This is a genomic window from Microvirga splendida, from assembly GCF_016427565.1.
GTDB classification, from domain to species: domain Bacteria; phylum Pseudomonadota; class Alphaproteobacteria; order Rhizobiales; family Beijerinckiaceae; genus Microvirga; species Microvirga splendida.
This window is the reverse complement of sequence record NZ_JAELXT010000048.1, coordinates 1-26,895: the sequence shown is the minus strand read 5'-3', so window position 1 is coordinate 26,895 and position 26,895 is coordinate 1. Positions and strand designations below refer to the sequence as shown.

General features: G+C 63.5%; 29 protein-coding genes, 1 tRNA gene, 1 pseudogene and 1 riboswitch. Of the genes and pseudogenes, 18 read left to right on the top strand and 13 right to left on the bottom strand.

Going from position 1 to position 26,895, the window contains the following annotated elements; translation table 11 throughout:
* Window positions 1-184: 184 nt before the first annotated feature.
* Both fabB and fabA read right to left on the bottom strand, forming a co-directional pair.
* On the bottom strand, window positions 185-1,408 hold the full coding sequence (fabB, locus tag JAO75_RS23590; RefSeq protein ID WP_199051654.1) for a beta-ketoacyl-ACP synthase I: 1,224 nt from the start codon (window positions 1,406-1,408) through the stop codon (window positions 185-187).
* A gap of 220 nt (window positions 1,409-1,628) precedes the next feature.
* Entirely contained in the window at window positions 1,629-2,150 is a 522-nt protein-coding gene (fabA, locus tag JAO75_RS23585; RefSeq protein WP_199051653.1) for a 3-hydroxyacyl-[acyl-carrier-protein] dehydratase FabA, read from the bottom strand.
* Between the two features lie 260 nt (window positions 2,151-2,410).
* Between fabA and irrA the strand changes: the two genes are divergently transcribed.
* Together irrA and JAO75_RS23575 are read left to right on the top strand one after the other, a co-directional pair.
* Complete coding sequence (gene irrA, locus JAO75_RS23580) at window positions 2,411-2,881, top strand: iron response transcriptional regulator IrrA (protein ID WP_246742684.1); 471 nt, start codon at window positions 2,411-2,413, stop codon at window positions 2,879-2,881.
* Between the two features lie 43 nt (window positions 2,882-2,924).
* Window positions 2,925-3,800: an EamA family transporter gene (locus tag JAO75_RS23575; RefSeq protein WP_199051652.1), complete on the top strand. Its 876-nt coding sequence runs from the start codon at window positions 2,925-2,927 to the stop codon at window positions 3,798-3,800.
* Window positions 3,801-3,815: 15 nt separating this feature from the next.
* On the opposite strand, the gene JAO75_RS23570 is transcribed toward JAO75_RS23575, so the two are convergent.
* Window positions 3,816-3,962, bottom strand: a complete 147-nt coding sequence (locus JAO75_RS23570) for a DUF3096 domain-containing protein (RefSeq protein WP_199051651.1) — start codon at window positions 3,960-3,962, stop codon at window positions 3,816-3,818.
* A gap of 73 nt (window positions 3,963-4,035) precedes the next feature.
* Window positions 4,036-4,569 carry an SH3 domain-containing protein gene (locus tag JAO75_RS23565; protein ID WP_199051655.1) on the bottom strand — a complete coding sequence of 178 codons (534 nt, stop codon included), beginning with the start codon at window positions 4,567-4,569 and terminating at the stop codon, window positions 4,036-4,038.
* Between the two features lie 165 nt (window positions 4,570-4,734).
* On the opposite strand from JAO75_RS23565, the gene JAO75_RS23560 reads away from it, so the two are divergent.
* The 3 genes from JAO75_RS23560 (at window position 4,735) to JAO75_RS23550 (ending at window position 7,185) form a co-directional block, all read left to right on the top strand.
* Window positions 4,735-5,727: a 2-hydroxyacid dehydrogenase gene (locus tag JAO75_RS23560; protein WP_199051650.1), complete on the top strand. Its 993-nt coding sequence runs from the start codon at window positions 4,735-4,737 to the stop codon at window positions 5,725-5,727.
* 165 nt (window positions 5,728-5,892) lie between these two features.
* On the top strand, window positions 5,893-6,270 hold the full coding sequence (locus JAO75_RS23555; protein WP_199051649.1) for a response regulator: 378 nt from the start codon (window positions 5,893-5,895) through the stop codon (window positions 6,268-6,270).
* A gap of 195 nt (window positions 6,271-6,465) precedes the next feature.
* Window positions 6,466-7,185: a Crp/Fnr family transcriptional regulator gene (locus tag JAO75_RS23550; RefSeq protein ID WP_199051648.1), complete on the top strand. Its 720-nt coding sequence runs from the start codon at window positions 6,466-6,468 to the stop codon at window positions 7,183-7,185.
* Here the strand turns inward: JAO75_RS23550 and JAO75_RS23545 are convergent.
* Window positions 7,160-8,476, bottom strand: a complete 1,317-nt coding sequence (locus JAO75_RS23545; RefSeq protein WP_199051647.1) for a flavin monoamine oxidase family protein — start codon at window positions 8,474-8,476, stop codon at window positions 7,160-7,162. The two genes, JAO75_RS23550 and JAO75_RS23545, sit on opposite strands and share 26 nt — an antisense overlap.
* Before the next feature lie 60 nt (window positions 8,477-8,536).
* On the opposite strand from JAO75_RS23545, the gene JAO75_RS23540 reads away from it, so the two are divergent.
* On the top strand, window positions 8,537-9,268 hold the full coding sequence (locus JAO75_RS23540) for a sulfate transporter family protein (RefSeq protein ID WP_199051646.1): 732 nt from the start codon (window positions 8,537-8,539) through the stop codon (window positions 9,266-9,268).
* Between the two features lie 21 nt (window positions 9,269-9,289).
* On the opposite strand, the gene JAO75_RS23535 is transcribed toward JAO75_RS23540, so the two are convergent.
* Entirely contained in the window at window positions 9,290-10,405 is a 1,116-nt protein-coding gene (locus JAO75_RS23535; protein WP_199051645.1) for a complex I NDUFA9 subunit family protein, read from the bottom strand.
* A gap of 179 nt (window positions 10,406-10,584) precedes the next feature.
* Here JAO75_RS23535 and JAO75_RS23530 point away from each other — a divergent pair.
* A tRNA-Leu gene (locus JAO75_RS23530) sits at window positions 10,585-10,669 on the top strand.
* Between the two features lie 86 nt (window positions 10,670-10,755).
* Window positions 10,756-12,288 carry a site-specific integrase gene (locus tag JAO75_RS23525; protein ID WP_199051644.1) on the top strand — a complete coding sequence of 511 codons (1,533 nt, stop codon included), beginning with the start codon at window positions 10,756-10,758 and terminating at the stop codon, window positions 12,286-12,288.
* 442 nt (window positions 12,289-12,730) lie between these two features.
* On the opposite strand, the gene JAO75_RS25295 is transcribed toward JAO75_RS23525, so the two are convergent.
* From JAO75_RS25295 to JAO75_RS23505, 5 genes and pseudogenes are all read right to left on the bottom strand, one after another.
* Window positions 12,731-13,276 carry a helix-turn-helix domain-containing protein gene (locus tag JAO75_RS25295; protein WP_343234687.1) on the bottom strand — a complete coding sequence of 182 codons (546 nt, stop codon included), beginning with the start codon at window positions 13,274-13,276 and terminating at the stop codon, window positions 12,731-12,733.
* A 231-nt stretch (window positions 13,277-13,507) separates the two neighbouring features.
* Window positions 13,508-13,978, bottom strand: a pseudogene (locus JAO75_RS25555) (bifunctional DNA primase/polymerase); the annotation flags it as partial.
* A gap of 303 nt (window positions 13,979-14,281) precedes the next feature.
* Complete coding sequence (locus tag JAO75_RS23515) at window positions 14,282-15,043, bottom strand: hypothetical protein (protein ID WP_199051642.1); 762 nt, start codon at window positions 15,041-15,043, stop codon at window positions 14,282-14,284.
* 311 nt (window positions 15,044-15,354) lie between these two features.
* Entirely contained in the window at window positions 15,355-16,515 is a 1,161-nt protein-coding gene (locus JAO75_RS23510; protein ID WP_246742682.1) for an epoxide hydrolase family protein, read from the bottom strand.
* 181 nt (window positions 16,516-16,696) lie between these two features.
* Window positions 16,697-16,975 carry a hypothetical protein gene (locus JAO75_RS23505; RefSeq protein ID WP_199051640.1) on the bottom strand — a complete coding sequence of 93 codons (279 nt, stop codon included), beginning with the start codon at window positions 16,973-16,975 and terminating at the stop codon, window positions 16,697-16,699.
* A gap of 131 nt (window positions 16,976-17,106) precedes the next feature.
* On the opposite strand from JAO75_RS23505, the gene JAO75_RS23500 reads away from it, so the two are divergent.
* Window positions 17,107-17,622 carry an Lrp/AsnC family transcriptional regulator gene (locus JAO75_RS23500; RefSeq protein ID WP_199051639.1) on the top strand — a complete coding sequence of 172 codons (516 nt, stop codon included), beginning with the start codon at window positions 17,107-17,109 and terminating at the stop codon, window positions 17,620-17,622.
* Between the two features lie 34 nt (window positions 17,623-17,656).
* On the opposite strand, the gene JAO75_RS23495 is transcribed toward JAO75_RS23500, so the two are convergent.
* Both JAO75_RS23495 and JAO75_RS23490 read right to left on the bottom strand, forming a co-directional pair.
* Window positions 17,657-17,995 (bottom strand): antibiotic biosynthesis monooxygenase family protein, encoded by a 339-nt coding sequence (locus JAO75_RS23495; RefSeq protein WP_199051638.1) that lies wholly within the window; start codon window positions 17,993-17,995, stop codon window positions 17,657-17,659.
* 264 nt (window positions 17,996-18,259) lie between these two features.
* A complete protein-coding gene (locus JAO75_RS23490; RefSeq protein ID WP_199051637.1) occupies window positions 18,260-19,189 on the bottom strand; it encodes a LysR family transcriptional regulator in 930 nt (309 codons plus the stop codon).
* 103 nt (window positions 19,190-19,292) lie between these two features.
* Here JAO75_RS23490 and JAO75_RS23485 point away from each other — a divergent pair, with 103 nt between their 5' ends.
* From JAO75_RS23485 to JAO75_RS24700, 9 genes are all read left to right on the top strand, one after another.
* Window positions 19,293-19,721: a DoxX family protein gene (locus JAO75_RS23485; protein WP_199051636.1), complete on the top strand. Its 429-nt coding sequence runs from the start codon at window positions 19,293-19,295 to the stop codon at window positions 19,719-19,721.
* Between the two features lie 33 nt (window positions 19,722-19,754).
* Window positions 19,755-20,669 carry a VOC family protein gene (locus tag JAO75_RS23480; RefSeq protein ID WP_199051635.1) on the top strand — a complete coding sequence of 305 codons (915 nt, stop codon included), beginning with the start codon at window positions 19,755-19,757 and terminating at the stop codon, window positions 20,667-20,669.
* 27 nt (window positions 20,670-20,696) lie between these two features.
* Window positions 20,697-21,335 (top strand): alpha/beta hydrolase, encoded by a 639-nt coding sequence (locus tag JAO75_RS23475; RefSeq protein ID WP_199051634.1) that lies wholly within the window; start codon window positions 20,697-20,699, stop codon window positions 21,333-21,335.
* Window positions 21,336-21,392: 57 nt separating this feature from the next.
* Window positions 21,393-22,376, top strand: a complete 984-nt coding sequence (locus tag JAO75_RS23470; RefSeq protein WP_199051633.1) for a glutathione S-transferase family protein — start codon at window positions 21,393-21,395, stop codon at window positions 22,374-22,376.
* 119 nt (window positions 22,377-22,495) lie between these two features.
* A complete protein-coding gene (locus JAO75_RS23465; RefSeq protein WP_199051632.1) occupies window positions 22,496-23,068 on the top strand; it encodes an NADPH-dependent FMN reductase in 573 nt (190 codons plus the stop codon).
* Between the two features lie 495 nt (window positions 23,069-23,563).
* The gene (locus JAO75_RS23460; RefSeq protein WP_199051631.1) at window positions 23,564-24,208 is read left to right on the top strand and encodes a trimeric intracellular cation channel family protein; all 645 of its coding nucleotides are present in this window, start codon (window positions 23,564-23,566) and stop codon (window positions 24,206-24,208) included.
* Window positions 24,209-24,351: 143 nt separating this feature from the next.
* Window positions 24,352-24,440, top strand: a riboswitch (glycine riboswitch).
* Between the two features lie 454 nt (window positions 24,441-24,894).
* Window positions 24,895-25,578, top strand: a complete 684-nt coding sequence (locus tag JAO75_RS23455; protein ID WP_199051630.1) for a L,D-transpeptidase — start codon at window positions 24,895-24,897, stop codon at window positions 25,576-25,578.
* Between the two features lie 219 nt (window positions 25,579-25,797).
* On the top strand, window positions 25,798-26,226 hold the full coding sequence (locus JAO75_RS23450) for a YybH family protein (RefSeq protein ID WP_199051629.1): 429 nt from the start codon (window positions 25,798-25,800) through the stop codon (window positions 26,224-26,226).
* A 369-nt stretch (window positions 26,227-26,595) separates the two neighbouring features.
* The coding region (locus JAO75_RS24700) for a cupin domain-containing protein (RefSeq protein WP_485020554.1) at window positions 26,596-26,895 on the top strand (300 nt) is incomplete at its 3' end.

The window sequence follows — 26,895 nt, the reverse complement described above, 5'->3', positions numbered from 1 at the left end:
GACCCGCTGGCGGTGTCCTCATCTTGCTCGATCAGGACGGGAAAATCATAAGACAAGCATCGGACCCAAAAGTGGAATCCACTTTTGGGATCAATCCGATGCTCCACTTTTACTGTGCATCGTGTGGGACCGGACCCAGCGGGCCGCGCCAGCGAAAACCGGATCCACTTTTCCGCACGATGCATTACCCGTTGTGACGACTGAAGACGAGTGTGGCATTGGTGCCGCCGAAGCCGAAGGAGTTCGACAGGACGGTGTCGATCTTCGCATCGTCGACGCGCTTGCGCACGATGTTCATGTCGGCGAATTCCGGGTCGATCTCGTCGATATGCGCGCTTTCGCAGATGAAGCCGTTCTGCATCATCAGCAGCGAATAGATCGCCTCCTGCACGCCGGTGGCGCCCAGCGAGTGGCCGGTGAGCGATTTCGTCGCGGAGATCGGCGGGCACTTGTCGCCGGAGCCGAAGACCGTGCGGATCGCCTCGATCTCCTTCTGGTCGCCCACGGGAGTCGAGGTGGCGTGCGGGTTGATGTAGTCGATCGGGTTGTGCACGTTTTCCAAGGCCATGCGCATGCAGCGGATCGCGCCCTCGCCGGACGGTGCCACCATGTCGTAGCCGTCCGAGGTCATGCCATAGCCGACGATCTCGCCGTAGATGCGGGCGCCGCGGGCCTTGGCGTGCTCCAGCTCCTCCAGCACCAGCACGCCGGCGCCGCCGGCGATGACGAAGCCGTCGCGGTTGACGTCATAGGCGCGGGAGGCGCGGGACGGGGTGTCGTTGTACTTGGTGGACATGGCCCCCATGGCGTCGAAGAGGTTGGACATGGTCCAGTCCAGGTCCTCGCAGCCGCCGGCGAACATCACGTCCTGCTTGCCGTACTGGATCATCTCGTAGGCGTTGCCCACGCAGTGGTTCGAGGTCGCGCAGGCGGACGAGATGGAATAGTTCACGCCCTTGATCTTGAACCAGGTGGCGAGCGTCGCGGACGCCGTGGAGGACATGGCCTTGGGCACCGCGAAGGGGCCGATGCGCTTGGGACCCTTCTCGCGGGTGATGTCGGCCGCTTCCATGATGATGCGGGTGGACGGACCGCCCGAGCCCATGATGATGCCCGTGCGCTCGTTGGAGATCTCGTTCTCCTCAAGGCCCGCGTCGCGGATCGCCTGATCCATGGCCACGTGGTTCCAGGCCGTGCCCCGGGCATGGAAGCGCATGGCGCGGCGATCGACGATCTCCTCCGGGTTCAGGCTCGGGGCGCCCTGCACCTGGCAGCGGAAGCCGTATTTCGCGAAATCCTCAGCCTTGCTGATGCCGGACTTCGCTTCGCGCAGGGAGGCCAGCACCTCCTGCGTGTTGTTGCCGATGGACGACACGATGCCCATTCCGGTGACGACGACGCGCCTCATAGCCTACCTCTTCTCAAGGACCTTCCACTGCCGGCCTGTCCCGGAGACGTAAGGCCGACCCTGCTCAATCTCAACCGTGAGCCTGCGAATGGTTGACGGCACGATGCGAAAACCATGGGCTCCTGCCGCCGAGCAGCAAGGCCGGTTTTTCGAAAAAAGCAGGCTTTGTCAACAGGATGTGAGCGCGGCGCCGGCCCGGTGGCCAGCGCCGCGGCGAATCCTAGCCGCCCGCCGGGGCTTCGGCCTGGAACAGCCCGACGCGCATGTCCTTGGCCTCGTAGATCCGGCGCCCGTCGGCCTCGAGCCAGCCGTCGGCGATGCCGAGCACCAGCTTGGAGCGGAAGACGCGCTTGAGATCGACGCTGTAGACCACCTTCTTGACGGTGGGGAGCACCTGGTCGGAGAACTTCACCTCGCCGACGCCGAGCGCCCGGCCGCGGCCAGGCGAACCGCCCCAGCCGAGGAAGAAGCCCGTCATCTGCCACAGGGCATCGAGGCCGAGGCAGCCAGGCATCACCGGATCGCCCTTGAAGTGGCAGGGGAAGAACCAGAGGTCCGGCCGCACGTCGAGTTCCGCCACCACATGGCCCTTGCCGTAGGCGCCGCCATCCTCGCCGATGGAGGTGATGCGGTCGAACATCAGCATGGGGGGAAGCGGCAATTGCGCGTTGCCGTGGCCGAACAACTCTCCGCGCCCGCAGGCGAGAAGCTCTTCATAAGTAAAGCTGGACTGGCGGGCCATGCCGGATGCCGATCCTTTCCCTAGGGTCTCAAAAGGGGCCTCAAGAAAGCCTCGGGGCCATGATGCGGCTCTGGTAGCACAGGCTTGGCCGTGCATCAAAGGGACCCGAGCCGGGATTCTTCGCTCCTCGTCGATCGCCCGGGAACCCTGCCGTGCCAAAGGCCGCTCCCGGCGAGCCTGGGGCTAGCCTTGCGGCAACCCTCTCGCTTTCCTATTATCGTGATGGTAGAAGCGCCCATTCGTCCATTCAGTTCCGTGATATGACCGATCCTTTGTCCGCCTATATCGAGTCCACCACCGCTCCGGCGCACCGGAGGGGCTGCCCTGTGTCCGAGCTGCGGGACAAGCTGCGTCGCGTGGGCCTGCGTCCGACCCGTCAGCGCGTGTCCCTGGGCTGGCTTCTGTTCGGCAAGGGCGACCGGCACATCACGGCCGAAATGCTCTTCGACGAGGCGACCCGCGCCCGCGTGCCGGTATCGCTGGCCACCGTCTACAACACCCTGCACCAGTTCACGGAAGCCGGCCTCCTGCGCCAGCTCGCGGTGGACGGCGCCAAGTCGTATTTCGACACCAACCCCACCGAGCACCACCACTTCTTCCTGGAGGAAGAGGGCGAGCTCGTGGACATGCCCTCCTCAGGGATCAGCGTCGCCGACCTGCCCCAGCCCCCCGAGGGCATGGAAGTGGCCGGCGTCGAGGTGATCGTCCGCCTGCGCCGCAAGGGCGCTTGAGCCACCACGCTCGAATCACGAGAGCGGCCTCCGGGTTGTTTCGATGCCGCTCAGCCACAGCCTCGCCGCCCTTTTGGTCACCGTCATCTGGGGCCTGAGTTTCGTGGTGATCAAGCTCGGGGTCGGCACCACGCCGCCCCTCTTGCTGGCTGCGCTCCGCTTCCTCTTCGCCGCCGTCCCGGCCGTCTTCTTCATCCCGCGCCCGAAGACGGGCTGGAAGAACGTCGTGGCCTACGGCTTCTTCCTCGGGGTGGCCCAGTTCGGCCTGCTCTTCGCCGCCATCGCGTTCGGCATGCCGGCGAGCCTCGCCTCCGTGGTCATGCAGGCGCAAGTCTTCTTCACGGTGCTGTTCGCCGCCCTCCTGATGAACGAACGGCCCGGCCCGCATCAGCTCGTCGGCGGTCTCGTCGCAGGCCTTGGCCTCGTCCTCATCGCCTGGCCCCGGATGACGGGCGGAGGCGCCGGGCCCTTCCTCATGACGGTGGTGGCCTCGGCCGCCTGGGGCGTGGCGAACATCGTCTCCAAGCGGGCTGGCCGGGTCGACATGCTGGGCTTCATCGTGTGGTCGAGCCTGGTGGCGCCGCTGCCGCTGCTGGGGCTGTCGCTCTGGATCGACGGCCCTGCCACGGTGGTCGCGGCGCTGACCCGCATGGACGGCGGGACGCTCGCGGCGGTGGCCTATCTCGCCTATCCGACCACAGTGTTCGCCTTCGGGGTCTGGGCCTATCTGCTCTCCCGTCACTCGGCCGCCACGGTGACGCCCTTCGCGCTCTTCGTACCGGTTGCCGGGATCCTGGGCTCGACCCTGATCCTCGGCGAGGCCATGCACCCCATCGAGGCGGTCGGCGGGGCGGTGATCGTGCTCGGGCTCGCCTTCAACGTCTTCGGCCAGCGCCTCATCGGGCGCCGGGTGGTTTGAGGCAGGTCCCGTTTTTCAGCGGATGAAGCCGTAGCCTACCAGGCCGTAGGCGATCAGGAAGATCGCCACGAAGACGTTGAGGAAGCGGGGGACGATCAGGGAGGCGACGCCCAGGGCGATGCCTAAGATCGGGAGCAGCTTGAAACTCAGGTTCAGGGTCATCGGATAAGGCTTCCGCGGATCGGGTTACGGTGTTGCCTTCTAGCCCTGCAATCGTTGAGAAATCGGTAAAGGTCTACTCGACCGTCTCGTTGGGATAGACCCCCCACAGCTTCTCCTGCTGGATGTAGCCGTCCACGTCGCGGGCGCCGTCCATGGCGATCAGCACCCGGCACCACTTGCCGTCGCAGCCCTTGATATTAGTAATCACGCCGGGCTGGAGATGGGCCACCACGCTGCTCTTCTCGTCGGCGCGGTCGAACAGGCTGATCGGGGGCTGTTCTCTCTTGGCCCAGGGCATGGCGAGGGCAGTGCGGCGTCCCGACAGGAGCGAATGGAGAACCCAGCCTTCGGTGCCCTCCGAATCGCGGATGCGCCGCCAGGTCTCGTATTCGGCGATGATCTCGACGGGGAGCCCCGCGCGCTGGAACACCCAGGCCGTCCGGTGGTCCTTGGAGGGGCCCTCGCGCAGGTTCACCCGGTCGGTCTTGAGGCTGACATAGCGGGGTACGGGCAGCCCCGTGCCAAGGCGTCCGCCGGGAGGCTGCTGTGCAAGGGCCGTTCCGGCGCTCAGGCTGACAACAGCAAGGGCAAGGACGATCTTGCGCATGGTTCCCCCGATCATGACTTTGTCTTGGATGGCAGGCTCTGGTAGAGAAGCTTGACGGACACCGCCACGCGGCGGGTCGTCGCCTTTGATTGCCGGGTCAGGGTTAAGAGAGCGTGAAACTCTCTGAAATTCGCGGTTTTTTCAGTGCTGGGGGCCTATGAGCCGATGAAAAAAAGACCTGTGGTCGTTGTCACCCGCCGCCTGCCCGACGTGATCGAGACGCGCCTGCGCGAACTCTTCGACACGCGCCTCAACCTGGAGGACAAGCCCCTGTCGCAGGAGGAGCTCGTCGACGCCGTCAGGACGGCCGACGTGCTGGTTCCCACCATCACCGACGAGATCACCGCCGCACTCATCGACCAGGCCGGGCCGAACCTGAAGCTCATCGCCAATTTCGGCAACGGCGTCGACAACATCGATGTCTCGGCCGCGGTGGCCAAGGGGATCACCGTGACCAACACGTCGGGCGTGCTGACCGAGGACACGGCGGACATGACCATGGCGCTGATCCTGGCGGTGGCCCGCCGCCTCCCGGAGGGCGCCCGCGTCATCCCCGACGGGGACTGGGCCGGCTGGTCGCCGACCTGGATGCTGGGGCGGCGCATCACGGGCAAACGCCTCGGCATCGTCGGCATGGGCCGCATTGGCCAGGCGCTCGCCCGGCGCGCCAAGGCCTTCGGCCTGTCGATCCACTACCACAACCGCCGCCACGTGCCGCCGAAGATCGAGGCCGAGCTCGAGGCGACCTACTGGGAATCCCTCGATCAGATGCTGGCGCGCATGGACATCGTGTCCGTGAACTGCCCGCATACGCCCGCCACCTATCACCTGCTCTCCGCGCGGCGCCTCAAGCTCATGAAGCCCGATGCGCTTCTGGTGAACACGGCCCGCGGCGAGATCATCGACGAGGGTGCTCTCACCAAGCTCATCGAAGCCGGCGCCATCGCCGGCGCGGGTCTCGACGTGTTTGAGGAGGAGCCCGCCGTCAATCCGCGCCTCGTGCGGCTCGCCAAGCAGGGCAAGGTGGTGCTGCTGCCCCATATGGGCTCGGCCACCCATGAGGGCCGCGTCGCCATGGGCGAGAAGGTGATCGTCAACATCCGCGCCTTCGTGGACGGTCACAAGCCGCCGGATCGCGTGCTGCCGAGCATGCTCTGACGGGATTTCTCCACCGGAGAGTGCGGCGTTTCAGGCGTCGTCTGCTTTTCTGCACGGGTTATCCCTTGCCCTGAGGCACCGATAACATATGTTAATCGGGATGAATCGCGTGAGCCGATCCACGTTCCTCCGGCCCGAACCTCTGTCGCGAGCAAATCAGTCCTGATGAACGGCCCTTCGATCCTCCCGCGACCTGTGGTGCTTCTCGTCGAGGACGAGCTGTTCGTCCGGATGGCAACCGCCGACGCCCTCACGGATGCCGGGTTCGAGGTGATCGAAACCGCCAATGCCCAGGCCGCCCAGGAGGTGCTCAGGCGCCGCAGCGACATCCGGGTTGTTTTCACCGACGTGCAGATGCCGGGTTCCATGAACGGCCTCGAACTCGCATGCCTCGTGTGCCGCGAGTGGCCCCATATTTCGGTGGTCGTCACGTCGGGTCATTTCAGGCCGGAAAGCGGCCACCTTCCCGAAGAGGCTGTCTTCATCGCCAAGCCTTACGGCGAGCAGGCCCCCACGAAGGTGATCCAGTCCCTGCTGGCTTAAGCTCGATAGAGCCCGAACACCCTGCCTGGTTCATGAGCAAATCGCATGACCGGCCTCGCGATCCCACGAGGACGTGAAGGTGTGGGCCGCGACATTGCGAAACCAAAATCAAACTCGAGCATAAACATATGTGAGTGCGGCTAAGAACGGAGTTTGGCCAGAACAGGGCCGTTCCTACCCCTAGCAATGACCCGTATGACCAACCCCCTGATCTTGAAGCTCGAACAGCGCGACCGGCTTTCCGACGATGAGAAGAAGGTGCTGGAGAGTGCGATCACGAGGGTTCGTATCGTCGAGGCCGATGAGGATATCGTGCGGGAAGGGGATCGCCCGAACGAGAGCTCCCTGCTCCTGGATGGTTTCGCGGCCCGCTACAAGATCGTCTCGAACGGCAGGCGCCAGATCTCGGCGCTGCACGTTCCCGGCGACTTCCTCGACCTGCACAGCTTTCTGCTGAAGACGATGGACCACGGGGTTCTGGCGCTCACCACCTGCCGCATCGCCGCCGTTCCGCACGTAACGCTGGAAAAAATCACCGACGAATACCCGCATCTCACCCGGATGCTCTGGCTCAATACGCTCATCGACGGCGCCATTCACCGGGAATGGCTGACCGCCATGGGGCGCCTGTCTGCCACCGCCCACATGGCGCACCTGATCTGCGAACTTTATCTGCGCCTCAAGGCCGTCGGCCGCGCCGAGGGGGATATGGTCCAGCTTCCCATCACGCAGGCGGAGCTCGGCGATACGCTGGGGCTCTCGACCGTCCACGTGAACCGGGTGCTGCAGGAGCTGCGCAAGGAAGGGCTGATCCGCTTCCAGGGCGATGCACTGACCATTCTCGACTGGGAGCGGCTGAAGAAGGTGGGCGAGTTCACCTCCACCTATCTCAGCCTGCAGAACGAAGACCGGTAAGCCCGGCCACGACCTCCCCGGCCGCCCGCTCGCCTTCCTCCCAGGCGCCGCCCGCCGTGCCCCACTGGGCCCGCGAGAGCGCCTCGCCGGCAAACCAGATCCGCTCGCCGACCGGAGCCTTGAGTCTATCGCGAATGGCGTAGAGCCCCGGCGGCACCACGGCCCAGGAGGCGCGCGACCAGGGATCGTTGCGCCAGGCGGTGCTGTGCAGGGCCGTGAGATTGCGGATGGCGCGATGGCCAAAATGCTCGGCCAGCACCTCCCGTGCATAACGATAGGGCGCATGAGCGTCCCGCCGGTCGAAGCGGGCGGCGGCCGGCTGGTCGAGCTCGAAGAAATGGAACGGCGTGTTGTCGATGCAGGTGAGAAGCCCCGGCGGCTCGCGGTGCGTGCCGGTGAGGCTGGCGAGCCGGTCGGCGCCGCGAAACGGCGAGTCCGGCCAGTGCAGGAGCACATGCTCGTACACGCCTTGCGTGAAGCCGTGGATCGCTTGCTCGACCGCCTTCGGCAGGGCGGGGGCGAAGCGGACCGCATCCTGCTGCAGCACGGCCATCGGGGTGGTCACGATGACGGCCTTTGCGTGGAGCGTTCCGGCGCTGCTCTCGACCTTGACGCCCTGCCGCGACCAATCGACGGAGTGAACGGCGGCACCGAGGCGGATCGGCAGCCCGCGGGCGAGCCTCGCCACATAGGCACCGAGCCCGCCTGCGATGAAGAGATTGTCCGCATATTCCATGCTCGGGAAGTCGTGCAGGCTCACCTCGTCGAGGGGGCGTCCCGAGACGAGCCCGTGGATGGCGGCGACCCGCCGGCCCTGCGGCCCCATCGGCGGCAGGACTCGCGACGCGGGCTGGTCCTCGCGGGCCTTCGCGCCTTGAGTCATCGCCCGGTCGGCCATGGCGAAGGCCCGGTCGAGGGCCGCGCTCTCGGCCCTGCTCCCCGGACGGCCCCGCACGAAGACATGCCCGTCGACGGGAGCCCGGCGCAGGGGCTCGCGCCGCGCGAAGCCCAACCTCACCAGCGGGTTGATCGGACCTGCATGAAGCCAATGGGCACCGAGATCGACAGGGTGGCCCTTGAAGGGCCGCGTGAGCGTGCGCCCGCCGATGCGATCCCGCGCCTCCAGCACGGTGACCGTTACTCCGCTTGCGAGAAGCCGTCGCGCGGCGGCGATGCCGGCGCTTCCCGCGCCGACGACCACCACATCGGGATTGGCAGCGGGACTGGCCGACGACGTGATTTCCAGCGACACGGAACTCTCCACCTCTCGCTTTGCGGCGCGTTCGTTCATAAGTAAGCTCCGCGCTGTCCATCAAGCGTGGCGATAAGCTCTCCAGGAGACGAACGACAGATGCTGATCCAATCGGTTTTCGCGGCGGCCCGCGAGGTCTTCTCGCCCGCGCTGCGGCGCATCCTCTGGAAATCGATTGGACTGACGCTGGCTCTGCTCGTCCTGGTCTGGCTCGGCCTGACGAAGCTGTTCGACATCTTCCTCACCAACCACGATCTCAGCGCCACCTATCCGATCATCGACAGCTTCGCGTTCTTCCTCGCGGGCTTCGGGCTCTTCGTGGCGCTGATCTATCTGCTGCCCGCGGTCTCGGCCATCGTGGCCGGCTATTTCCTCGACGATGTCGCCGAGGTGGTGGAGGGCAAGGATTATCCGGCCGATCCGTCGGGTCGGGCCCTGCCCTTCGGCAAGGCCATTCTCTACGGCATCCGCTTCGCCGGCCTGTCGCTTCTGGTGAATCTCGTCGCCCTGCTGCTGTTCTTCATTCCCGGCATCAATATCGGGGCCTTCTTCGTCGCCAACGCCTACCTGCTCGGGCGCGAATATTTCGAGCTGGCGGCGGGCCGCTTCTGGCCCGCGGAGGACGTGGCGCGCCTGCGCGTCGAACATCGCGGCACGGTGCTGGCTGCCGGCGCCGTATTGGCGGGATTGGTGCTCGTGCCGGTAGTGAACCTCATCACGCCGGTCTTCGGCGCCGTGATGATGGTTCACCTGCACAAGAAGCTCACCCATGGCCGGACCGCGTGGACGCCGGTCGGCCGGGAAGACCGCGCGCCGATCGGCAAGGCCTGAAACCTCGGCCTCTTCAGCCTCTCAGGCTCCGCCGCGCTGCGCCGACTGGCTGGTCCCCGGGCCGACGGCCCGATCGGGGTGGAAGTCGGATTCGGCCCCTCCTGAGCGGCTCGCCAGAAGGTCCGGCACGCTGCTCAGAGGCGCGTTGCGCTTGAGGTCGAACTGGCCGGTCTTGCGGAAGCGCACCAGGTAGCTCGGCACGATGGCCTCAATGGTGGTGGGCCTGATGCCCAGACCCTGGAGCGTGCGGCCTTCGCTGGCCGCGCTCTCGGAGACGAGATTGTCGCTCTCAAGCAGGATCGCCTGGTCGCGGGTGGTGACGAGCTCGTTCGGCATGAGGCCGAGGGTCAGCCAGTCGACGCCGCCCAGGACGCCGCCCATGGTCCGCGCCAGGTTGGCCGGCACAGGCACGATGGCGCGCTTGCGCTCCGTGACCTCGAAGACGAACTCCATCATCTGGCGCAGCGTGCGGATCTCGGGGCCGCCGAGCTCATAGACCCGGCCGGTCGGCACCCGGCCGTCCACCGCCGCCACGATGGCGGCCGCCACGTCGCCGGCATAGACGGGCTGGAAGCGGGTGTCGGCGCCCGGCAGCGGCAGCACGGGGAGCATGCGGGCGAGCGTCGCGAAGCGGCTGAAGGAATTGTCGCCCGGCCCGAACAGCAGCGAGGGCCGCAGGATCACCGCATCCGGGCGCACCCGCAGCAGCGCGGCCTCGCCCTCGGCCTTGGAGCGCGCATAAGCGGATTCGGACCCGGCATCGGCGCCGATCGCCGAGACATGGGTGATGGACACGGCCTTCCTGGCGGCCTCCGCGATCATCGCCGGGGCCTTGGCCTGCAGCGTGTCGAAGCGCTGGCGGCCCGTCTCCTGCAGGATGCCGACCAGGTTGATCACGTGGTCGGCCTTGGCCACCGCATGGGCGACCGAATCGGGATGGCGCAGGTTGGCGTGGATCGGGTGGATCTGACCCACTTTCCCAAGGGGAAGGAAATTCGCCATGTTCGGCTGCCGGGTCGGCACCAGCACCCGGTAGCCGCGCTCGGCGAGAAGGCTCACCACGTAGCGGCCCAGGAAGCCCGATCCGCCGAAGACGGTGACGATTTGCTGCTCAGGCGTGCGAAGGGCACCGATCATGAAACTCTCCTGCCCGGATAAGGCCTTGATCCAGAGCTTGGGTGTGAAATTTCGAACGTGTCTAGTCAAACGCCGCTGCCCTGTGAAGAGGTGCAGGCTGAAGAATGCGCATCTGACGCATTTTCAGCGATTGACGCGCCGCCAGAACCACCGTAAACGAAGCCTCGCCGAACAGGCAGGCCCAGGTGGCGGAATTGGTAGACGCACTGCTTTCAGGTAGCAGCGGGTAACACCGTGGAGGTTCGAGTCCTCTCCTGGGCACCAATCACTTCTTAAGTGATTGATGTTGAAAGAAATTCAGTAGGATCATGTACTTAGCGTTGCCCGAGTGCTACACCCGGGTGCCCCACATGGTCCTTTTGATGTCCCGTCCGTTTAAGCATCCCAAGACCGGTATTTTCTGGCTCCGCAAGCGCGTGCCGAAGGACCTCGTGCCCATCCTGGGCAAAGCCGAGGTGAGCCGAAGTTTGGAAACGCGGGATCCCGCGGAAGCCAAGACGCGCCACCTGCAAATCCTGTCAGAGCTGGAGGCTCAGTGGGCCAACCTTCGTGCCGGGCCTCAAACCCTGGCGCTCGAAGACATCCGGGAATTGTCGAGCTTCGCCCATGACCGGTGGCTCGCCGTTTACCGAGACACTCCAGAGGAACAGAAAAGTTGGCGAACCGACATTGCCGACCAGATGTGGCGGCAACCCGATCCCAACCAGCTACTGTCCGCAGACTATCTCTCCCGCCTCGACATGGATGAGGTCCAAGTCCGAAACCAGGAGGATTGGTGTCGGCGGACGGCGGACGAGATCTTGCAGGCGCGAGGGCTGATGGTCGATGAGCGCAGCCGGACAAGGCTAGAGAAGGCCGTCGCCGCAGCGATCCAGCGGGCCAGCCTCACTTTGGAGAGCTACGCTGAGGGCCGGGTCGATGACGAGTCCCCGCTCGCGTCGGCGGCGGCCATCCCTCTCCGGAAGAAGGATGTAAGAAAACCGATCCCGTTCGAGGAACTCGTTACTGGGTGGGCTGCCGAAAACAAGCCTGCGCCTAAGACCCTCTACGAGTGGCGACGGATCTTTAAACAGCTCATTGCCTTTCTTAGCCACGACGATGCCGGAAGGCTGACCCCGGATGATCTCGTCGGCTGGAAGGCGCAGATGATCGCGAGTGGGCTGCACGGCAAGACCATCCGCGACGCCAAGATCGCACCCGTCAGGGCGGTTCTGCGCTGGGCGGTTGACAACCGCCGGCTTCCATCCAACCCCGCCGAACGCATCACCGTCGATGTGAAGGCAGCAGCGGGCACTCAGAAGCGGAGCTTCAGCGATCAGGAGGCGGCGGTCGTGCTCAAGGCAGCGCGGTCGGAGACGAACCCGGTTCGCCGTTGGGTGCCTTGGGTGTGCGCTTACTCGGGGGCACGCCTGTCTGAGGTTTGTCAGCTTCGGCGCGAGGATATCGTCCTGGTCGACGACATCTGGTGTATGCGCCTTGTGCCCGAAGCTGGCTCGCTAAAGACAGTCAATGCAGAGCGAACTGTCCCGCTGCATCAGGCTCTTATAGACGAAGGATTCCTGAGCTTTGTCGAGAGCGTTCGTGCCGGGCCGCTCTTTTCAGGGCTACGGCCTGACAAATTTGGGCGAAGAGGCGGCACAGGGACAAAGCAATTGGGTCGTTGGGTGAGGGCGTTGGGCATCACAGATCCGCGCCTCCAGCCGAATCACAGTTGGCGACACCGCATGCGGACCTTGGGCCGACGACATGGGTTGGCACCCGACATCGTAGATGCGATAGTTGGGCACGCACGGCGATCTGTAGCTGATCGTTATGGCGAATTCGAAGTAACTGCCCTCTCGCGAGAACTTGCAAAGATCCCAATCCTGAGCGACTGCAAGTAAGCGAACAAACGCGCAGACTTCGACGACGCGGGAGGCAGCCTTTTAGCTACCAGCGCTCCCTCGCAGGCCTGTCACGGGTCGTAATGGCCCTTACGTCTCGCTGGAAGAGAAACCGGGTACTCACACTGTTGGGCGACAGAAGATTTGGGAGCGGCTCCGTCACCAGACCGGACTAACCAGCGTAAGACTCCACGATCTAAGTCATTCGTGGCGAACGCGGGCGCGGAATCTGGTAACAGCCTGCCCGTGATCGGCGCCTTGCTAGGGCAGCGTTACTCCCGAACCACACAGCGCTTGCGCAGATCGAACATGATCCTGCCCGGGCGGCTGCGGACCGGATCGCAAGCGCAGTCTCTATATCCTTACACAAACGGATTCGGGGAGCGAAAACGGCTACCCTTTTCGGTGGCCGTTTTCCCAATACGGGTCAGACGCGAGGTGATTACTCGACGAGGTTTCGATTGGGCTCGTAATGAGCCTGCTTGTGCCGCCCTCCGACGCGATCACGGCAGATCCAAAACCCAAGCCGCAAGAGGTCTGCGCGGGCGCGTTTCACGGTCACGCGATTGACCTTGAGGTGGCTTGCGAGTGTATTGACGGCTGCAAAGCAGCTGCTATCGCCTGTCACATAGCGCAACATCGAACCGGACACACGCACAGCAGTGGGTGAAAGCTGTCCTAAAGCGGCTGTGGCGGCGACAAGGGTGTCGAACGCGGTCTTGCGCTCAGGTGTCCAGAAGCCGTCGGCTTCATGAGGGAGCGGCTGGTAATGGTCGGGCAGCTTCTGGCGGCGAACGACCTCCTCGGCCTTCGTGAGTGCGTCGTCATAGGTCCATGGATCCGGACCATCGCGCTTGCCCCTGATCTGGTCCGCACGGCGCTCGAATTCCGCCCACGCCTTCTCAGCGATGACGGTCGGACGACGTTCTCCGTAGAGATAGATCCGCCAGACGAGATCGCGGAGCAGGCGCTCTCGACCGTCGATCACCAGTCCAGCATCCTCATGATCATCTCTGTCGGCTTCTTGCTTGCGCCTATCATGGGGCGGAGCTCCCGAAGGCCTCAAATGACGGCCCGCTGGTGTCGATGGCGCAGCCTGCTGGCCAAGGAACGTGATTACGAGACTCACGAACTCGTCCACCTGCTCTTGATCAACGGCTGGGAGCTGGCCGACCGGCAAGCGCGAGGGGCTCGGGCCGCGGTAGGTGTAAGGCTTGCCTGTCAATGGATGGAAGCCGTAGATCACCAGCATCTTGCCCTTGCCGATGACATCAAGGACACCCCGGACGGATCGACTTGCAACTGGTCCGCCTCGCACCTGATAGATCAGGGCGCGTTTCGGTGCCTGGCCCGTTCGCACGAGGAGGGACTCTCCGAGAACCGTTGTGGCAAGAGCCTCGATCTGGTCGACCATGGCCTGATCAGGATGATCGATGTCGATCGCAGCCGTTATCCAACCGCAGGCTAAGCCGACGCTGAGCATCCCAGCCTTCTCGGATACCCAATCGGCTATGCGGCTTGGCGCTAGGCGCTGGCGGCAGGCACGCGTCCAATCCCTTTTGAGGGGCTGCTTGGTACCGGGCCGAACAGGTATTATCGAGTAGCCGTTCTCATACGCAGCCAAGCCGTCTTCGGCAAAGAACGGGTAGTCGGGGCTGATGCCTGGTGGCAGCTCTTCAGGCGGTGACATTCGTAGTTTCATGCCTGCACTCCCCGTGCGGAGAGTTCGAGGGAGCACCAATCAGCCCATCGGCCACCATTCGGTGGAACTACAAAACATGTTCCAGGCTGTCGGAGACCTCGGTTGTGAAGCGCTGGCCAGAAAGTGCGGGTCGCTGCAGCATTGCGCAAATTCGGCGCGCAGTGAGCGGCCAATTTGAGCTCGATTATGCCTCCTGCCATGCCATATCTCCCGTTTGGTTTCGAAACAGGAGATTGGCTGCCGTTTGATCAATTGAGCCAGATGGTAAATATCCGTGTCAGCGGAGCCAAACTACAACGTAGGCTTCTTGGCGGATCCGCTGGGTCGAGCCGGAGTGGGGCGGAGATGATTGATGAACAGGCTCGAGATCTGCTGGGTGGTAAGGAGGATACGCTGCCCTTTGGTGTCTTTTCGAAAATCGAGCTCACGGGATATCGCATAGGCAAAGCGGATGCTTGGTCCAGTGCGGCCGCTGTAGGCGAACACCTCGCCATAAACCTTCTCGTACAGATCCGGCACAAAGAGGAGCAATGTATCTTGAACTGGCGAGAGTGGCTTACCGGTCCGAAACAGGTGGTAAAACTTGCGTTGAGCCGGCGTACCTACTGACCATCTGTCTCTGTCATGCGCGTCAAGCGCAACAAATTCCCTGCTACGTGTGTGAACATGACGGGTGTTTCGCTGGACGGCCGTGGCGAGAGCCTGCAAGACCTGAAGTTGGCCTCCCTGTTCGAAACCCTCCAAATCGGCCGCCTCGAATGCAGCAATGATTGCTTCGAGATGAGGACTGCCCGTGGGCGGTATCGTCCTGAGCACCTCATGGAGGGCACGATCGAGTGCCCTCAAGGACTGCTGAAGCTCATTCATCGGCACGGTCGCGCGGAGTCGTGACACGTAGAGATAGTGTTCACGCATCCACTGAAGCTGGTCCGCGATCTCGTCCAGAGTTACTCGAACGGATCCGGGGTGGTTGGTCTGTTGTATGATCCGTTCAACCATCCTCCCGTCAATTGTGATCACATCAGGAGTGTTTGCGGACGGTGGTTCAGCCATTTAAGACCTAATTGCTAAAGAGCCGACAATACGCGTAGCATGATCAGAGCTCTCCGGGCCGACGCGAGTGCGCCAGTGTAGTTCTCAAGAACCCGATTTGCGAAGTGGCATTCGAGCCCTTGCTCGGAGATCAACAACATCGAGTCTCGTCGATTCGGCATCGGCTGGAACTCGGTCACACTGAATCCGGCGCGTAGCTTCGCACGTGCGCTCAGGGGTTCTCCCTCCCATGCCTGACTATTGCTCAATGCCTTCATTACATTGTCAGAGCCCCCGCAGTTCATGACCTATTGAGCCTACGCACAATTCTGTCAGGCTCGACGCAAAGGCCTGAAAAATTCCCGGACTTCAGCTGCCAAAGCATCCGGCTGCTCCATGGCAGCGAAATGTCCTCCCCTTTTCATCATGCTCCAGCGCTGAATATTTGTGAACGTCCGCTCGGCAACGGAGCGGGGCGGCCGCAGGATCTCGCGCGGGAACTCACAGTAGCCGGTCGGGATCGTTACAGTCTCTCCTGACGGGATCGGCCAAGGCCCGTGCATACGGGCATAGTAGGGCCAGAAGGACGAGCCGATCGCGCCCGTGAACCAATAGAGGCTGATATTCGCCAGGAGGTGATCCCGGGAGAACACCGCTTCGATGTCTCCGCCGCAGTCCGACCACGCCCGGAATTTCTCCACGATCCAGGCTGCCAGCCCGGTGGGGGAGTCCGTCAGGGCAAACGCCAGCGTCTGGGGCCGAGTGCCCTGGATCCACTGATAGCCGGTCTCCTCTTTCAGCCAGACTTGAAGCTCCTCCAGATAACGGCTCTCCTCGGGTGTCGGATTGGACAGCATCTGTGGGTCGCGCCGGACCGGCATCATGTTGAGATGAATGCCAGACAGGCGCTCCGGGTAGGCGTAGCCAAGACGGGCGGTAACAAACGAGCCCCAGTCGCCGCCCTGGGCTGCAAAGCGCTCATAGCCCAGCACCCCACTCATCAACTCGGCAAAGCAATCCGCAATCGCCTCAACCCCAAACCGCGGCTGCCCGGGCGTGAACGACAGACCATAGCCGGGTAGGGAAGGGGCAACGACCGTGAACGCATCGGCGGGGTCGCCTCCAAATCGCTCCGGGTCGGTGAGGCGTGGAATCAACTCGAGGAACTCAAACACGGATCCGGGCCAGCCATGGGAAAGGAGGAGAGGGTGGGGATCAGGACCCTTGCCCGGCACGTGCAGGAAGTGCAGATCGATGGCGTGGAGCCGGACCTTGTATTGTGGAAACGTGTTGAGCCTCGCCTCCTGAGCGCGCCAGTCGAAGTGATCGCGCCAGTATTCCACGAGGGTGCTCATGTAGGCCACATCAGTGCCGTACGCCCAGGGCTCTCCTGGCGACTGGTCCGGAAGCCTCGTGCGTGACAGGCGCTCCCGCAGATCCGTGAGCGCCGTCTCAGGCACATGAAGACTGAAGGCTTCCGGTTGGACGCTCATCTGTGGTCTCTTCCTATTCTGGGGGAGACAGGCTGGAGTGTGCGGCAGTCGCCTCGCTCGTCAAGGCTACCCTGGTGCAGCAGGACTTCCTGGGAACTCCTGCCGATCATGCGGTCTCCAGCACCATTGTGCAGGGGCGGCCTCCGTACAATCTGCCGGCGGGAACGGCCGATGCATTCCCTCACGCGGCCATCGGACTGAGGTCAGCTGGGCTGACCTGTTCAATCTCCTGGACATGGATGCTCCGCACCGCAGGGTGACGCGCCAAGCGCGCGGCCACAAGCTGTGGGTCAATTCGGGCGGGGACGGAGAGGGTGATCGCCACCACGGCTGTGGGCTCCGTTCCGCTCCTGAGCGTCAAGGCCTCAAGCCCGAACCCGAAGCGTTGCGTATCGCCGAGAAGGCGGATCAGACCATCGTGCGTGTCATTCAGCGCAGCATCAACCATGACAGTGCGCATGGGCTCTCCCGACATATCTCCCTCCGGAACGTCAATCTCTGGGAGAAAATATTAGCTGAATTTGGCGAGTAAATTTTGCTGCAATTGAAGCGCTTCGGTTATATCGCAGAATAAAATCTGGCAAATGAACGATGAGACAGAACAAGCATTCTGAAAATCAGGCCAATGATAGGGCCCCTGCTCTCGACCGGATGGACCGGAAAATCCTGTCGGCGCTGCGGGCCGATGGGCGGCTCACCATGAGTGAACTGGCCGAAAAGGTCGGGCTGTCCCAATCACCCTGCTGGACCCGAGTCAAGCGCCTCGAAGCCTGCGGCGCGATCGAAGGTTATGTGGCCGTCCTCGACCATAAGATCATCGGTGTGCCGAACGTGGTCTTTGTCGAGGTCACGCTCGACCGGCATGACGAGAAGGTGCTGGAGCAGTTCGGCCAGGCTCTTGCCGAAATCCCGGAGATCATCGAGGCGCATCTTGTGACTGGAGACTACGACTATCTCGTCAAGGTGGCGGTTGCCGGGACCGAGCATTACGAGAGGTTCCTGCGCGAGAGCCTCTACCGGATCCCGGGCATTCGCCACTCCCGCTCCACCTTCGCGCTGCGGTCGCTCAAGCGAGCGGTTTCAGTGGATCCCATGTTGCTTCGCTGACGATGGGCCTGTCGACTATTCGCGCCAGCCCTCATCACAATGAATCGAACCCAGCCGGGGCCTGGGCTCGATCCTTTGGCCCATAATCGCGCACAACCTCGGCAATGCGCAGGCGGTAATCGGCAAACATCTCTTGCCGGCCGAGCGCCTGGGCCTTTCGATGCTGGAGATGGTTGCGCCATTGTTGGATGGCCTCCTCATCGCGCCAGAACTGCAGCGACAGGAGCTTGCCTTCCTCGTACAGGCTTTCGAAGCGCTCGACTGAGATGAAGCCATCGATCTTCTCAACTTCGGCCCGCAGGGCAGCAGCCAGCGTGAGATAGTCGTCCTTACGCCCATAAGCGGGCCACACCTCAAAGATCACCGCCATCATCGCAAGAGCCTTCCCCCGCTGTTGGATACGCCAGCAGCATGGTCGGATTGCCGGGCGTCGTCGAGACCAACTTCGAGGACCAAGGATCTCTTTGAGCGCCCAGTGAGCGGATCCCAAAACACAAGGTGTGCCTGTGACAAGAGCGCCTCACTGGGCAGCGCGAGAGTAGACGCTGGCCAAATGCCGGAGGGAAAGTTCAGATGCTGCGGATGTCGGGCAGAATCGGTCTGTGGCGCCACAAGACTGCTTCGGTCCCTGCCGTCATCAGCCAGGAAGACCCAAGTCACGGTCCCACGGAGGAGCAGGACCAAGTCGTTGCACCAGGAAATCAATGAAGGCGCGCACCTTGGCGGGGGGACGCCGGTTGCTGGCATAGACGGCGAATACCCCTGGCAGTTCCATCGTCGGATGATCCAAGGTCAGCGCCACGAGCCGGCCGGTTCGAATCTCGTCGCCGAGCAGGAAGGTCGGCTCGTAGATCAGGCCCTGGCCGGCCAGGGCTGCCGCCACCAGCGCATCGCCATTGCTGGCTTGAAAGTTTCCTTTGATCGGAACAGTCACTGAGCCATCTGGGCCGAACGACCAATGATGGGGTCCCAGCGCTGTCGAGAGGGTGTAGCCCAGGCAGTTGTGCGAGGAGAGGTCTGCGACCCTACGAGGCGTGCCCCGCTCGGCCAGATAGCTGGGCGAACCGGCGACCAGGAGGCGACAGCGGGCAAGCTTACGGGCGATCAGGGTCTGGTCGTGAATGCGCCCGATCCGCACCGCGACATCCCAGCCCTCCTCGACGAGGTCGACCACACGGTCGTTGAGCCCCATGTCAACGGTGAGCGCCGGATGCAGCCGGGAGAACTCCGTCATGAGCGGCGCGAGTTCGCGCACCCCAAAGGACACAGGGGTGTTCACGCGCAGGGTGCCCGTCACCTCGACCCGCTCGGCTGCCGCAGCCGCTTCCGCTTCTGCCAATTCCGCGAGGATTCGCTCGACACTCTCCAGGTAGCGCCGCCCTGCTTCGGTGAGAGTGACCTTGCGGGTTGTCCGGTGCAGCAGCTTGACCCCGAGCTTCTCCTCCAGGGCCGCCATGTGCTTGGTGGCCATGGTTTGGGACATCCCCAGCATGCGGGCCGCACCCGACAGGCTGCCGAGTGCGGCCACCCGCGCGAACACCTGCATTCCGGTCACTTGGTCCAGCATCGATCTCACCCCACTGGTATGAAGTGTTAACCCAGGCGACCGGATTATCAAACCCGATAGACAGAGGCATATCGGGGATGTCCTTTCCACCAGGAGACCACCCATGATTGACACCCGCACCGCTCCCTATGCCGCCACCGCGCTCCGTGTGGCCCTCGGTATCCTCTTCCTCGCCCATGCCGGCCTGAAGCTGTTCGTCTTCACGCCCGCCGGCACTGTGCAGTTCTTCGGCAGCCTCGGCCTGCCCGGCGCTCTCGCTTATCTCGTGATCCTCACGGAGGTCGTCGGCGGCCTTGCCCTGATCGCCGGCGTCTACAGCCGCATCGTGGCCTTAGGCCTGATCCCGGTCCTGCTCGGCGCGATTGTCACCGTGCACGGTCCTGCCGGCTTCTTCTTCACCAATGCCAACGGCGGCTGGGAATTCCTGGCGCTGTGGATCGTCGGCCTGCTCGCAGTGGCTCTGCTCGGCGATGGCGCCTATGCACTGAAGCCGACCCCTGGCGCTGCTGCCCGCGCTGCCTTCGCCCGCTGATTCCGTAACTGCATGCTCACGAGGCGCACGCTCATGACCACATCCGGAGCCTTCCTGGCGGGGAGCCTTGCCGGCCGCCCCGCCGCCTCCCGCACCACAACCGCCGGCGTCACATCGGCGGGTGCGCCGGTGCGGATCGGCACGGTTGCCCTGACCGTGCGTGATCTCGACACCGTCAGCCGTTTCTACCAGCAGGTCATCGGTCTCGCCCCCATCGAGACCGGGGCTGGCTTCGCCCGCCTGGGCGTGGGCGAAACGGTGCTGCTGGAGCTGCGCCACAACCCGGCCGCTCCACTCGCCAGTCCGCGGGCTGCAGGCCTGTTCCACACGGCCTTCCTGCTGCCGTCCCGCATCGATCTCGCGCAATGGCTGCTTCACGCGGCCGAGCAGCGTGCGCCCCTCCAAGGTGCCTCGGACCACCTCGTCAGTGAGGCGATCTATCTGGCGGATCCGGAGGGTAACGGGATCGAGGTTTATTGGGACCGGCCAAGCGAGACCTGGGCTTGGCGCGACGGCATGGTTGAAATGGCTACCCTGCAGCTCGACCTCAACGGCCTGGCGGCCACAGCCAAGACCCGCGACTGGGCTGGCCTGCCGGACGGTTCGCTGATCGGCCACGTTCATCTCCAAGTCGGGGCGCTGGATCTGTCTGATCGCTTCTATGCGGGCCTGCTCGGGCTCGACGTGGTATGCCGCTATCCTGGGGCAACCTTCCTCTCGTCGGGGGGCTATCACCATCACATTGGTACCAACATCTGGAACAGCCGGGGCGCACCCGTGCGCTCGGAGCCGACGACCGGACTGGCGGAGGTCGAACTCGTCACCAATGCAGACATATTCGACGCCGTGCGCTCCCGCCTGTCGCCGGAGCAGGCTACCGAGGCCGGCCGCTCGCGGCTGCCGCTGCGCGATCCCTGGGGCACGCCGATTACCTTGGTCAGCCGCTGACCTGCGATCAACGATAAGGAGAGCGAGATGGACTCGCGCACTCACGCCGACGCCCTTGTCATCCTGCTGCACGGCGTCGGCAGCGATGGCCAGAACATGATGGGGTTGGCCGACGCCTGGCGTCCATTGCTGCCAGGGGCAGTGTTTGCTGCGCCGGATGGGGCGTTCGCTTTCGAGCATGGCCCAGGCCGACAGTGGTTCTCCATTGCGGGTGTTACGGACGAAAACCGTCCCGAACGGATTGCGGCGGCACGCCCGGCCTTCGATCAGATCATCCGCACCCAGCTTGAACACCATGACTTCGAGCACCGGCTCGACCGGGTCGTGTTCGTTGGCTTCTCCCAAGGCTCGATGATGCTGCTCGATGCGGTCGCCTCGGGCCGTTGGCCCGTCGCCGCCGGCGTCGCGTTCTCAGGCCGCCTTGCCTCACCGCCGCCGATCCAGCCAGCTCATGGCACCAAGCTGCTGCTCCTTCACGGCGCGGCCGATGGCGTCGTTCCGGCCACGGAGATGGGTCAAGCCCGCGCCACCCTGCAGGCCTACGGTCTCGATATCGACAGCCAGCTCTTTCCCGGCCTGGGACATACGATCTCGGCCGAGGGAGCCGCAATGGCGCAGGCCTTCATTGCAGCCTCGCTGGCAGCGGAAGACAGCCTTGCACGTTAACACGCACAGACAGACGGAATTGATCGCCGGGTGCGACATGTCCGAGGAGACGACGCCATGCTCGTGAATGGCAAATGGACGGCCGATTGGCAGCCGGTACAAGCCAAGGACGCCAAGGGCGGCTTCGTCCGGCAGATGTCGAGCTTCCGCCACTGGATCACACCGGACGGCAGCCCTGGCCCGACCGGGAATAGTGGCTTCGAGGCCGAGTCCGGTCGCTACCATCTCTATGTCGCCCTCATCTGCCCCTGGGCCTCGCGTACGCTGATCGCCCGCAGGCTCAAGGGGCTCGAGCAGGTGATCTCGGTCTCGGTGGTCGAGCCAGCCCTGACTGACCAGGGCTGGCGTTTCGGCGACTATCCCGGCTCGAACCAAGATGAACTCAACGGCGCCACCTACCTGCACGAGATCTACACCAAAACGGATCCGGCCATCAGCGGCCGCGCCACGGTTCCCGTGCTCTGGGACAAACAGCGCCAGACCATCGTCAACAACGAGTCCGCCGACATCGTGCGCATGTTCAACTCCGGCTTCGGTGATCTCGCCGATGACACTTTCGATCTCTATCCGGAGGATCTGCGCTCTGACATCGATGCACTGAACGACCGAATCTATCCGCGCCTTAACAACGGGGTCTATCGTGCTGGTTTCGCCACGACGCAGGAGGCCTACGAGGAGGCGTTCAGGGAGGTGTTTGGCATGCTTGACGAGTTGGAGGAGCGGCTCGACGGCAAGGCATTCCTGTTTGGCGACCGGCTCACCGAAACCGACATCCGCCTGTTCGTCACGCTGGTGCGCTTCGATGCGGCCTATCATGGCCTGTTCAAGTGCAACCTGCGCCGGATCGCCGACTACAAGAACCTGAGCGCGCATCTGGAGCGGATGCTCACCATCCCCAGCGTGGCCGGCACCGTCAATATCGATCACATCAAGCGCGGCTACTACTCGATCAAGAGCCTGAACCCGACTGGAATCGTGCCGCTCGGGCCGGCGCTGCCCTTCGGGCGCTTTCTGGCTGATCCTCGGAAGGAGGCCGCGTGAGATCAGTAGAGTCCGTCAACCTGGCGACCAGACACAACCACGTCCCGTTGAAAGAGGTTGTCATCAGGGCTCACCCCATGCCGGATCCAATCCCAGTTCGATAAACCCAGGAGCATGCCATGACCACGTTCAAGGTTGGCTATCTGATCGGCAGCCTCGCCAAGGAGTCGATCAACCGCAAGCTCTCGAAGGCGCTGATCCGTCTCGCCCCAGAGCATCTCTCATTCACCGAGATCCCGATCAAGGACCTGCCGCTCTATAGCTACGACTACGACGCCGACTTCCCGCCGGTCGCCCGCGCGTTCAAGGACGCCATCGCCTCTGTTGATGCTGTGCTGTTCATCACGCCCGAATACAACCGCTCGATCCCGGGTGCCTTGAAGAACGCCATTGACTGGGCCAGCCGCCCCTACGGCCAGAACTCCTTCACCCGCAAGCCCTCGGCGGTAATCGGCACCTCGCCGGGCGCCATCGGCACGGCGGTCGGGCAGCAGCACCTGCGCAGCGTGCTCAGCTTCTGCAACTCGCCGCAGATGAATGCGCCGGAGGCCTACATCCAGTTCAAGCCCGGGCTGATCACGGACGAGGGCGAGGTCACCAACGAGTCCACGGCCGAGTTCCTGCGCTCGTACATGGCCGCGTTCCATCAGTTCATCGTGCGGGTCTACACGGCCCTGCCGCGCGAGACTTGAGCCAATGCCCTCTCGAGCCGTGATGAAGTGTCGGGAAAGTCTCATCAGGCGGCACTCTTCTATGGGATCGTGAACAGGTCGGGGCCGCCGTCAAATCCAACGCCGGCGATCACGTTCGGCAACGAACTCTGCTGGGCTTCCAAAAAGGTTCAGTGTTCCCCGACTGCACCGCTGTTCATGAGGCGAGCGGCCGGAGGGACGACCGTACCAAATCGGCGACTGGACGGGCACTGGAACAGGTGGTTCGCCGCGCCTGCTCCAGGGAAGTTGTCATGATGGTTTTCTCATCGTCGGCGCTTCCCGCTAAGCTGGATGCTCGCTGTTTTCGGACGACCCTCGACGAGTCCCGCAGCCTGATGACGACGTTTGGCTTTTTGCGCCTTCGGGCAGAATGCGGCGCCGGTCAGGCGGCTCGTTCCAGGCGAGGACCGGCTTTGCTAACGGGTCCATCTGGACGTCTGCCCTTGATGGCGCCCTTCTTGACGGAAACCTGAGATGTTCGACACCTTCGCTGCGCTGCTCGACTGGTTCGGGATCGTGGTCTTCGCGATCACTGGGGCGCTCGTCGCCTCGCGCAAGCAGATGGACCTGGTCGGCTTCGTGCTGCTTGGCACCGCCACTGGGATCGGCGGCGGAACGATCCGCGACACCCTCATCAATGCGCTGCCGGTGTTCTGGGTGCGGGAGCCAGTCTATCTGGTCACCTGCGTGCTGGTCTCCTGCGCGACGTTCTTCCTCGCCCATATTCCACAATCCCGCCTCAAGCTCCTCTTGTGGTGCGACGCGGTTGGCATGGCTTTGTTTGCTGTGACCGGGGCCGAGAAGGCGCTGCTGGTCGAGGCCGGTGCTATCGTTGCCGTTGCCATGGGCGTGATCACGGCCACGTTCGGCGGCATTGTCAGGGACGTGCTCGGTGGCGAGAGCCCGATCATTCTCAGCCGCGAGATCTATGTGTCGGCGGCGCTCGGCGGAGCGGCGATCTTCGTCGCCCTAGCTTTGGCTGGGATCGCGCGGGAATACGCGCTGGCCGGCGGCTTCCTGGCTGCCTTCGCGATCCGAGCAGCGGCGCTACGCTGGGATTGGTCCCTGCCGCGTTATCGGCCACGAGCTGGGCGCACGCGTGACGAGATCGACCTCTGACGATCTCCCTGATGACATCGCAACGGCCTTGCAATCTGTGCCCTTCCCGCAACAGGGCGGCGCTATGTTGCTCGGATCGGCAGGAAGAGGTGAGGGGCGCGTCTAAGCTTCACAATTCTGCCCTAAACTGGCTTAGGTTCGAACCACTGCAAGCGGGAGAGAGCCAGCGTGCTGGCCGCCGAAGGAGCAACCGCCCCGGAAACTCTCAGGCACCGAGGACCGCTTGCCAGTGCAACACTCTGAAAAGCGGAGCGTCCTGCTCCCGCCCACGGTGTAAGTCGCCGCCGATCGAGTCGGCTGCGATGAAGCTCTCAGGCCAATGACAGAGGGGGCTCGCGCGCTATCCGCGTGCGGAGCCTTTTCGGAGCCTGATCATGCCTTCCCCACGCCATCCTCGTGCGCACCGACGCCAGGCCTTCCCGGTCTGCGCACCCCCGTCCGGTGGCAGCCAGCACGCCCTGTAAGCCAAGGGCACACGGCCACCGGACTGAACCTCGCCTCCACCTGACGTGCGCGCCGCTCCGGCTGCGCCTATCCGCGATCGTGAACCGCAACGGCATACCGTCAGGGATCCGTGCGGTGCAACGGGCGGGTATGGGCGCGCGGTGCCATCCCCATAACCTCCTGCCAAAAAGCAAGCTCATCCCATGTCTCCTTTCCGTCTCCCTTCCCGCCAGAACCCGTCTATGCACCTTGCGCTGATCGGGATCACGCTGTTGGCGCTGACCCTGGCGGGCTGCGTTTCGACGCAGACGCCTCAGGACGCCGCTCTCAAGGCGCCGCATCCGATCTACGTCGCCATGTACGGGCCGCAGCCGGAAGAGAAATTCCCGCTCCCGGCCACCGACATCTCGACCGTCGATCCGCAGTTTCTCCGGCAGGAGGTCGCCTACGACACCTCGGAAAAGCCCGGCACTATCGTGGTCGATACGGCCAACCGCTATCTCTACCTCGTGCGGGAGAACGGGCGTGCCATGCGATACGGCATCGGCGTCGGCGCCGACGGCATGAAGTGGGCCGGACGAGCACAGGTGGGCCGCAAGGCGCAATGGCCCCGGTGGACGCCCACCGCGGCGATGATCAAGCGCGATCCCGAGCGCAACCGGCGCTGGGCGAGCGGCATGCCTGCGGGCCTGAACAATCCCCTGGGACCGCGGGCGCTTTACCTGTTCCAAGACGGCCGCGACACACTGTACAGGATCCACGGCACGACTGAGCCCGACACGATCGGTGAGGCGGTGTCGAGCGGCTGCATCCGCATGCTTAATCAGGACATCCTCGACCTGTATAGCCGCGTCCCGGTCGGAACCCCGGTGGTCGTCCTGCCTGACACGCGGAGGGCCGATTCCGGCACGGAGCCATCCGCCTAATGGGCCCAGGGTCGGGTGCAGGCGGTGATTGAGCCCGCCCGATCCATCAAGCTTGCATCAAGGCGATCTGCCTTCTTCGACCGTCTCATACGAGCCTTCCCCTCATCGGGTTCTTCTCTTTTCAGCGAGCCACTCAACCTGAATAGAAACAGGGCTTCGATGAAAGTGTGGGCTTGGAGTGATATCGTGATCTCGCTCCTGACTGCGCGGAGGGACATCATGCGCACCCACGTTCTTTTTACTGCCACCTGTCTGTGTCTGCCGGTTTCTGCCATGGCGCAGGACAAGGCAACCATTCAGAGCTTGAACGATCAATTCGCCAGAGCCTTCAACACTGGCGATATCCCGGCAGTCGCCGCTCACTACACTGAGGATGCGACCGTGCTGCCACCCGGAGCCGAGATGGTAATGGGCAGGGATGCGATCCTGGCATTCTGGAAATCCGCCGCCGAGCAGATTGGCGACATCAAGCTGACAGCGGTGGATGTGAAGCCGCTCGGAAGCAACGCTGCTCGTGAGATCGGGACCTTCTCCCTGCGAACAAAAGGGTCGCAATCACAGGAGATCGCTGGCAAGTACGTCGTCGTCTGGGAGAAGGTCGGCGCCGACTGGAAACTCGCCACAGATATCTGGAACACCATCAAGTAATTCCTTTCCAGAGGACCTGCACCCGGCCCGCTGGCACGGCATTGTCGTTCTTGACAGCGCATCCGGAAAGGCAGAGCATTTCTGTGCTGCCCTTGGCAGCGTACTGGTCCTAACAAGGTTGGTACATCTCTCGGAAAGGAGGTTCAGCATGGAGCCACCTCCGAACTTGGCCGCGATGATCGCTGCGGCATCCGGACGGGCCTCAGCGTAGCGGTTTACCCACGAACGGCAGACCGGGAGCGGCTTCAGGGGCCGCATCAGCAAGGCATGGTCCCATCTAGCCTCTCCCGGCCTTGATGGTTGGCCCAGGTCGAATAGACCTATCCGGTTCAGCACACTCTAAGAGCGAGCTTTGCCATGCGGTCACTCATGCTCACCACTGCGTTGCTTCTTGCCGCCACGGGCACCGTGATAGCGCAAGGTCAGAAAGCAGGTCACGCCATGAGGGCAGACCAACTCCAATGGGAGGCGGCTCCACCGGTGCTGCCAAAAGGGGCACAGATCACGGTGCTATCCGGAAATCTCAATAAGGCGGGTCCATTCACGGCCCGGCTGAAAACCCCCGCGGGTTACAAGATTCCCGCCCATAGCCTGGTCTTGTTTCGGAAAAATGGAGAGCACTTCTTGTATGAAGCAGGAGGATCTCCATGCCCCAGACACGCTTTACGA

Bases quoted from the DNA above. Each gene is read 5' to 3' on its own strand.
- fabB (WP_199051654.1), bottom strand. From the start codon at position 1,408: ATGAGGCGCGTCGTCGTCACCGGAATGGGCATCGTGTCGTCCATCGGC.
- fabA (WP_199051653.1), bottom strand. From the start codon at position 2,150: ATGGCCCGCCAGTCCAGCTTTACTTATGAAGAGCTTCTCGCCTGCGGG.
- irrA (WP_246742684.1), top strand. From the start codon at position 2,411: ATGACCGATCCTTTGTCCGCCTATATCGAGTCCACCACCGCTCCGGCG.
- JAO75_RS23575 (WP_199051652.1), top strand. From the start codon at position 2,925: ATGCCGCTCAGCCACAGCCTCGCCGCCCTTTTGGTCACCGTCATCTGG.
- JAO75_RS23570 (WP_199051651.1), bottom strand. From the start codon at position 3,962: ATGACCCTGAACCTGAGTTTCAAGCTGCTCCCGATCTTAGGCATCGCC.
- JAO75_RS23565 (WP_199051655.1), bottom strand. From the start codon at position 4,569: ATGCGCAAGATCGTCCTTGCCCTTGCTGTTGTCAGCCTGAGCGCCGGA.
- JAO75_RS23560 (WP_199051650.1), top strand. From the start codon at position 4,735: ATGAAAAAAAGACCTGTGGTCGTTGTCACCCGCCGCCTGCCCGACGTG.
- JAO75_RS23555 (WP_199051649.1), top strand. From the start codon at position 5,893: ATGAACGGCCCTTCGATCCTCCCGCGACCTGTGGTGCTTCTCGTCGAG.
- JAO75_RS23550 (WP_199051648.1), top strand. From the start codon at position 6,466: ATGACCAACCCCCTGATCTTGAAGCTCGAACAGCGCGACCGGCTTTCC.
- JAO75_RS23545 (WP_199051647.1), bottom strand. From the start codon at position 8,476: ATGAACGAACGCGCCGCAAAGCGAGAGGTGGAGAGTTCCGTGTCGCTG.
- JAO75_RS23540 (WP_199051646.1), top strand. From the start codon at position 8,537: ATGCTGATCCAATCGGTTTTCGCGGCGGCCCGCGAGGTCTTCTCGCCC.
- JAO75_RS23535 (WP_199051645.1), bottom strand. From the start codon at position 10,405: ATGATCGGTGCCCTTCGCACGCCTGAGCAGCAAATCGTCACCGTCTTC.
- JAO75_RS23525 (WP_199051644.1), top strand. From the start codon at position 10,756: ATGGTCCTTTTGATGTCCCGTCCGTTTAAGCATCCCAAGACCGGTATT.
- JAO75_RS23515 (WP_199051642.1), bottom strand. From the start codon at position 15,043: ATGGCTGAACCACCGTCCGCAAACACTCCTGATGTGATCACAATTGAC.
- JAO75_RS23510 (WP_246742682.1), bottom strand. From the start codon at position 16,515: ATGAGCGTCCAACCGGAAGCCTTCAGTCTTCATGTGCCTGAGACGGCG.
- JAO75_RS23505 (WP_199051640.1), bottom strand. From the start codon at position 16,975: ATGCGCACTGTCATGGTTGATGCTGCGCTGAATGACACGCACGATGGT.
- JAO75_RS23500 (WP_199051639.1), top strand. From the start codon at position 17,107: ATGAGACAGAACAAGCATTCTGAAAATCAGGCCAATGATAGGGCCCCT.
- JAO75_RS23495 (WP_199051638.1), bottom strand. From the start codon at position 17,995: ATGATGGCGGTGATCTTTGAGGTGTGGCCCGCTTATGGGCGTAAGGAC.
- JAO75_RS23490 (WP_199051637.1), bottom strand. From the start codon at position 19,189: ATGCTGGACCAAGTGACCGGAATGCAGGTGTTCGCGCGGGTGGCCGCA.
- JAO75_RS23485 (WP_199051636.1), top strand. From the start codon at position 19,293: ATGATTGACACCCGCACCGCTCCCTATGCCGCCACCGCGCTCCGTGTG.
- JAO75_RS23480 (WP_199051635.1), top strand. From the start codon at position 19,755: ATGACCACATCCGGAGCCTTCCTGGCGGGGAGCCTTGCCGGCCGCCCC.
- JAO75_RS23475 (WP_199051634.1), top strand. From the start codon at position 20,697: ATGGACTCGCGCACTCACGCCGACGCCCTTGTCATCCTGCTGCACGGC.
- JAO75_RS23470 (WP_199051633.1), top strand. From the start codon at position 21,393: ATGCTCGTGAATGGCAAATGGACGGCCGATTGGCAGCCGGTACAAGCC.
- JAO75_RS23465 (WP_199051632.1), top strand. From the start codon at position 22,496: ATGACCACGTTCAAGGTTGGCTATCTGATCGGCAGCCTCGCCAAGGAG.
- JAO75_RS23460 (WP_199051631.1), top strand. From the start codon at position 23,564: ATGTTCGACACCTTCGCTGCGCTGCTCGACTGGTTCGGGATCGTGGTC.
- JAO75_RS23455 (WP_199051630.1), top strand. From the start codon at position 24,895: ATGCACCTTGCGCTGATCGGGATCACGCTGTTGGCGCTGACCCTGGCG.
- JAO75_RS23450 (WP_199051629.1), top strand. From the start codon at position 25,798: ATGCGCACCCACGTTCTTTTTACTGCCACCTGTCTGTGTCTGCCGGTT.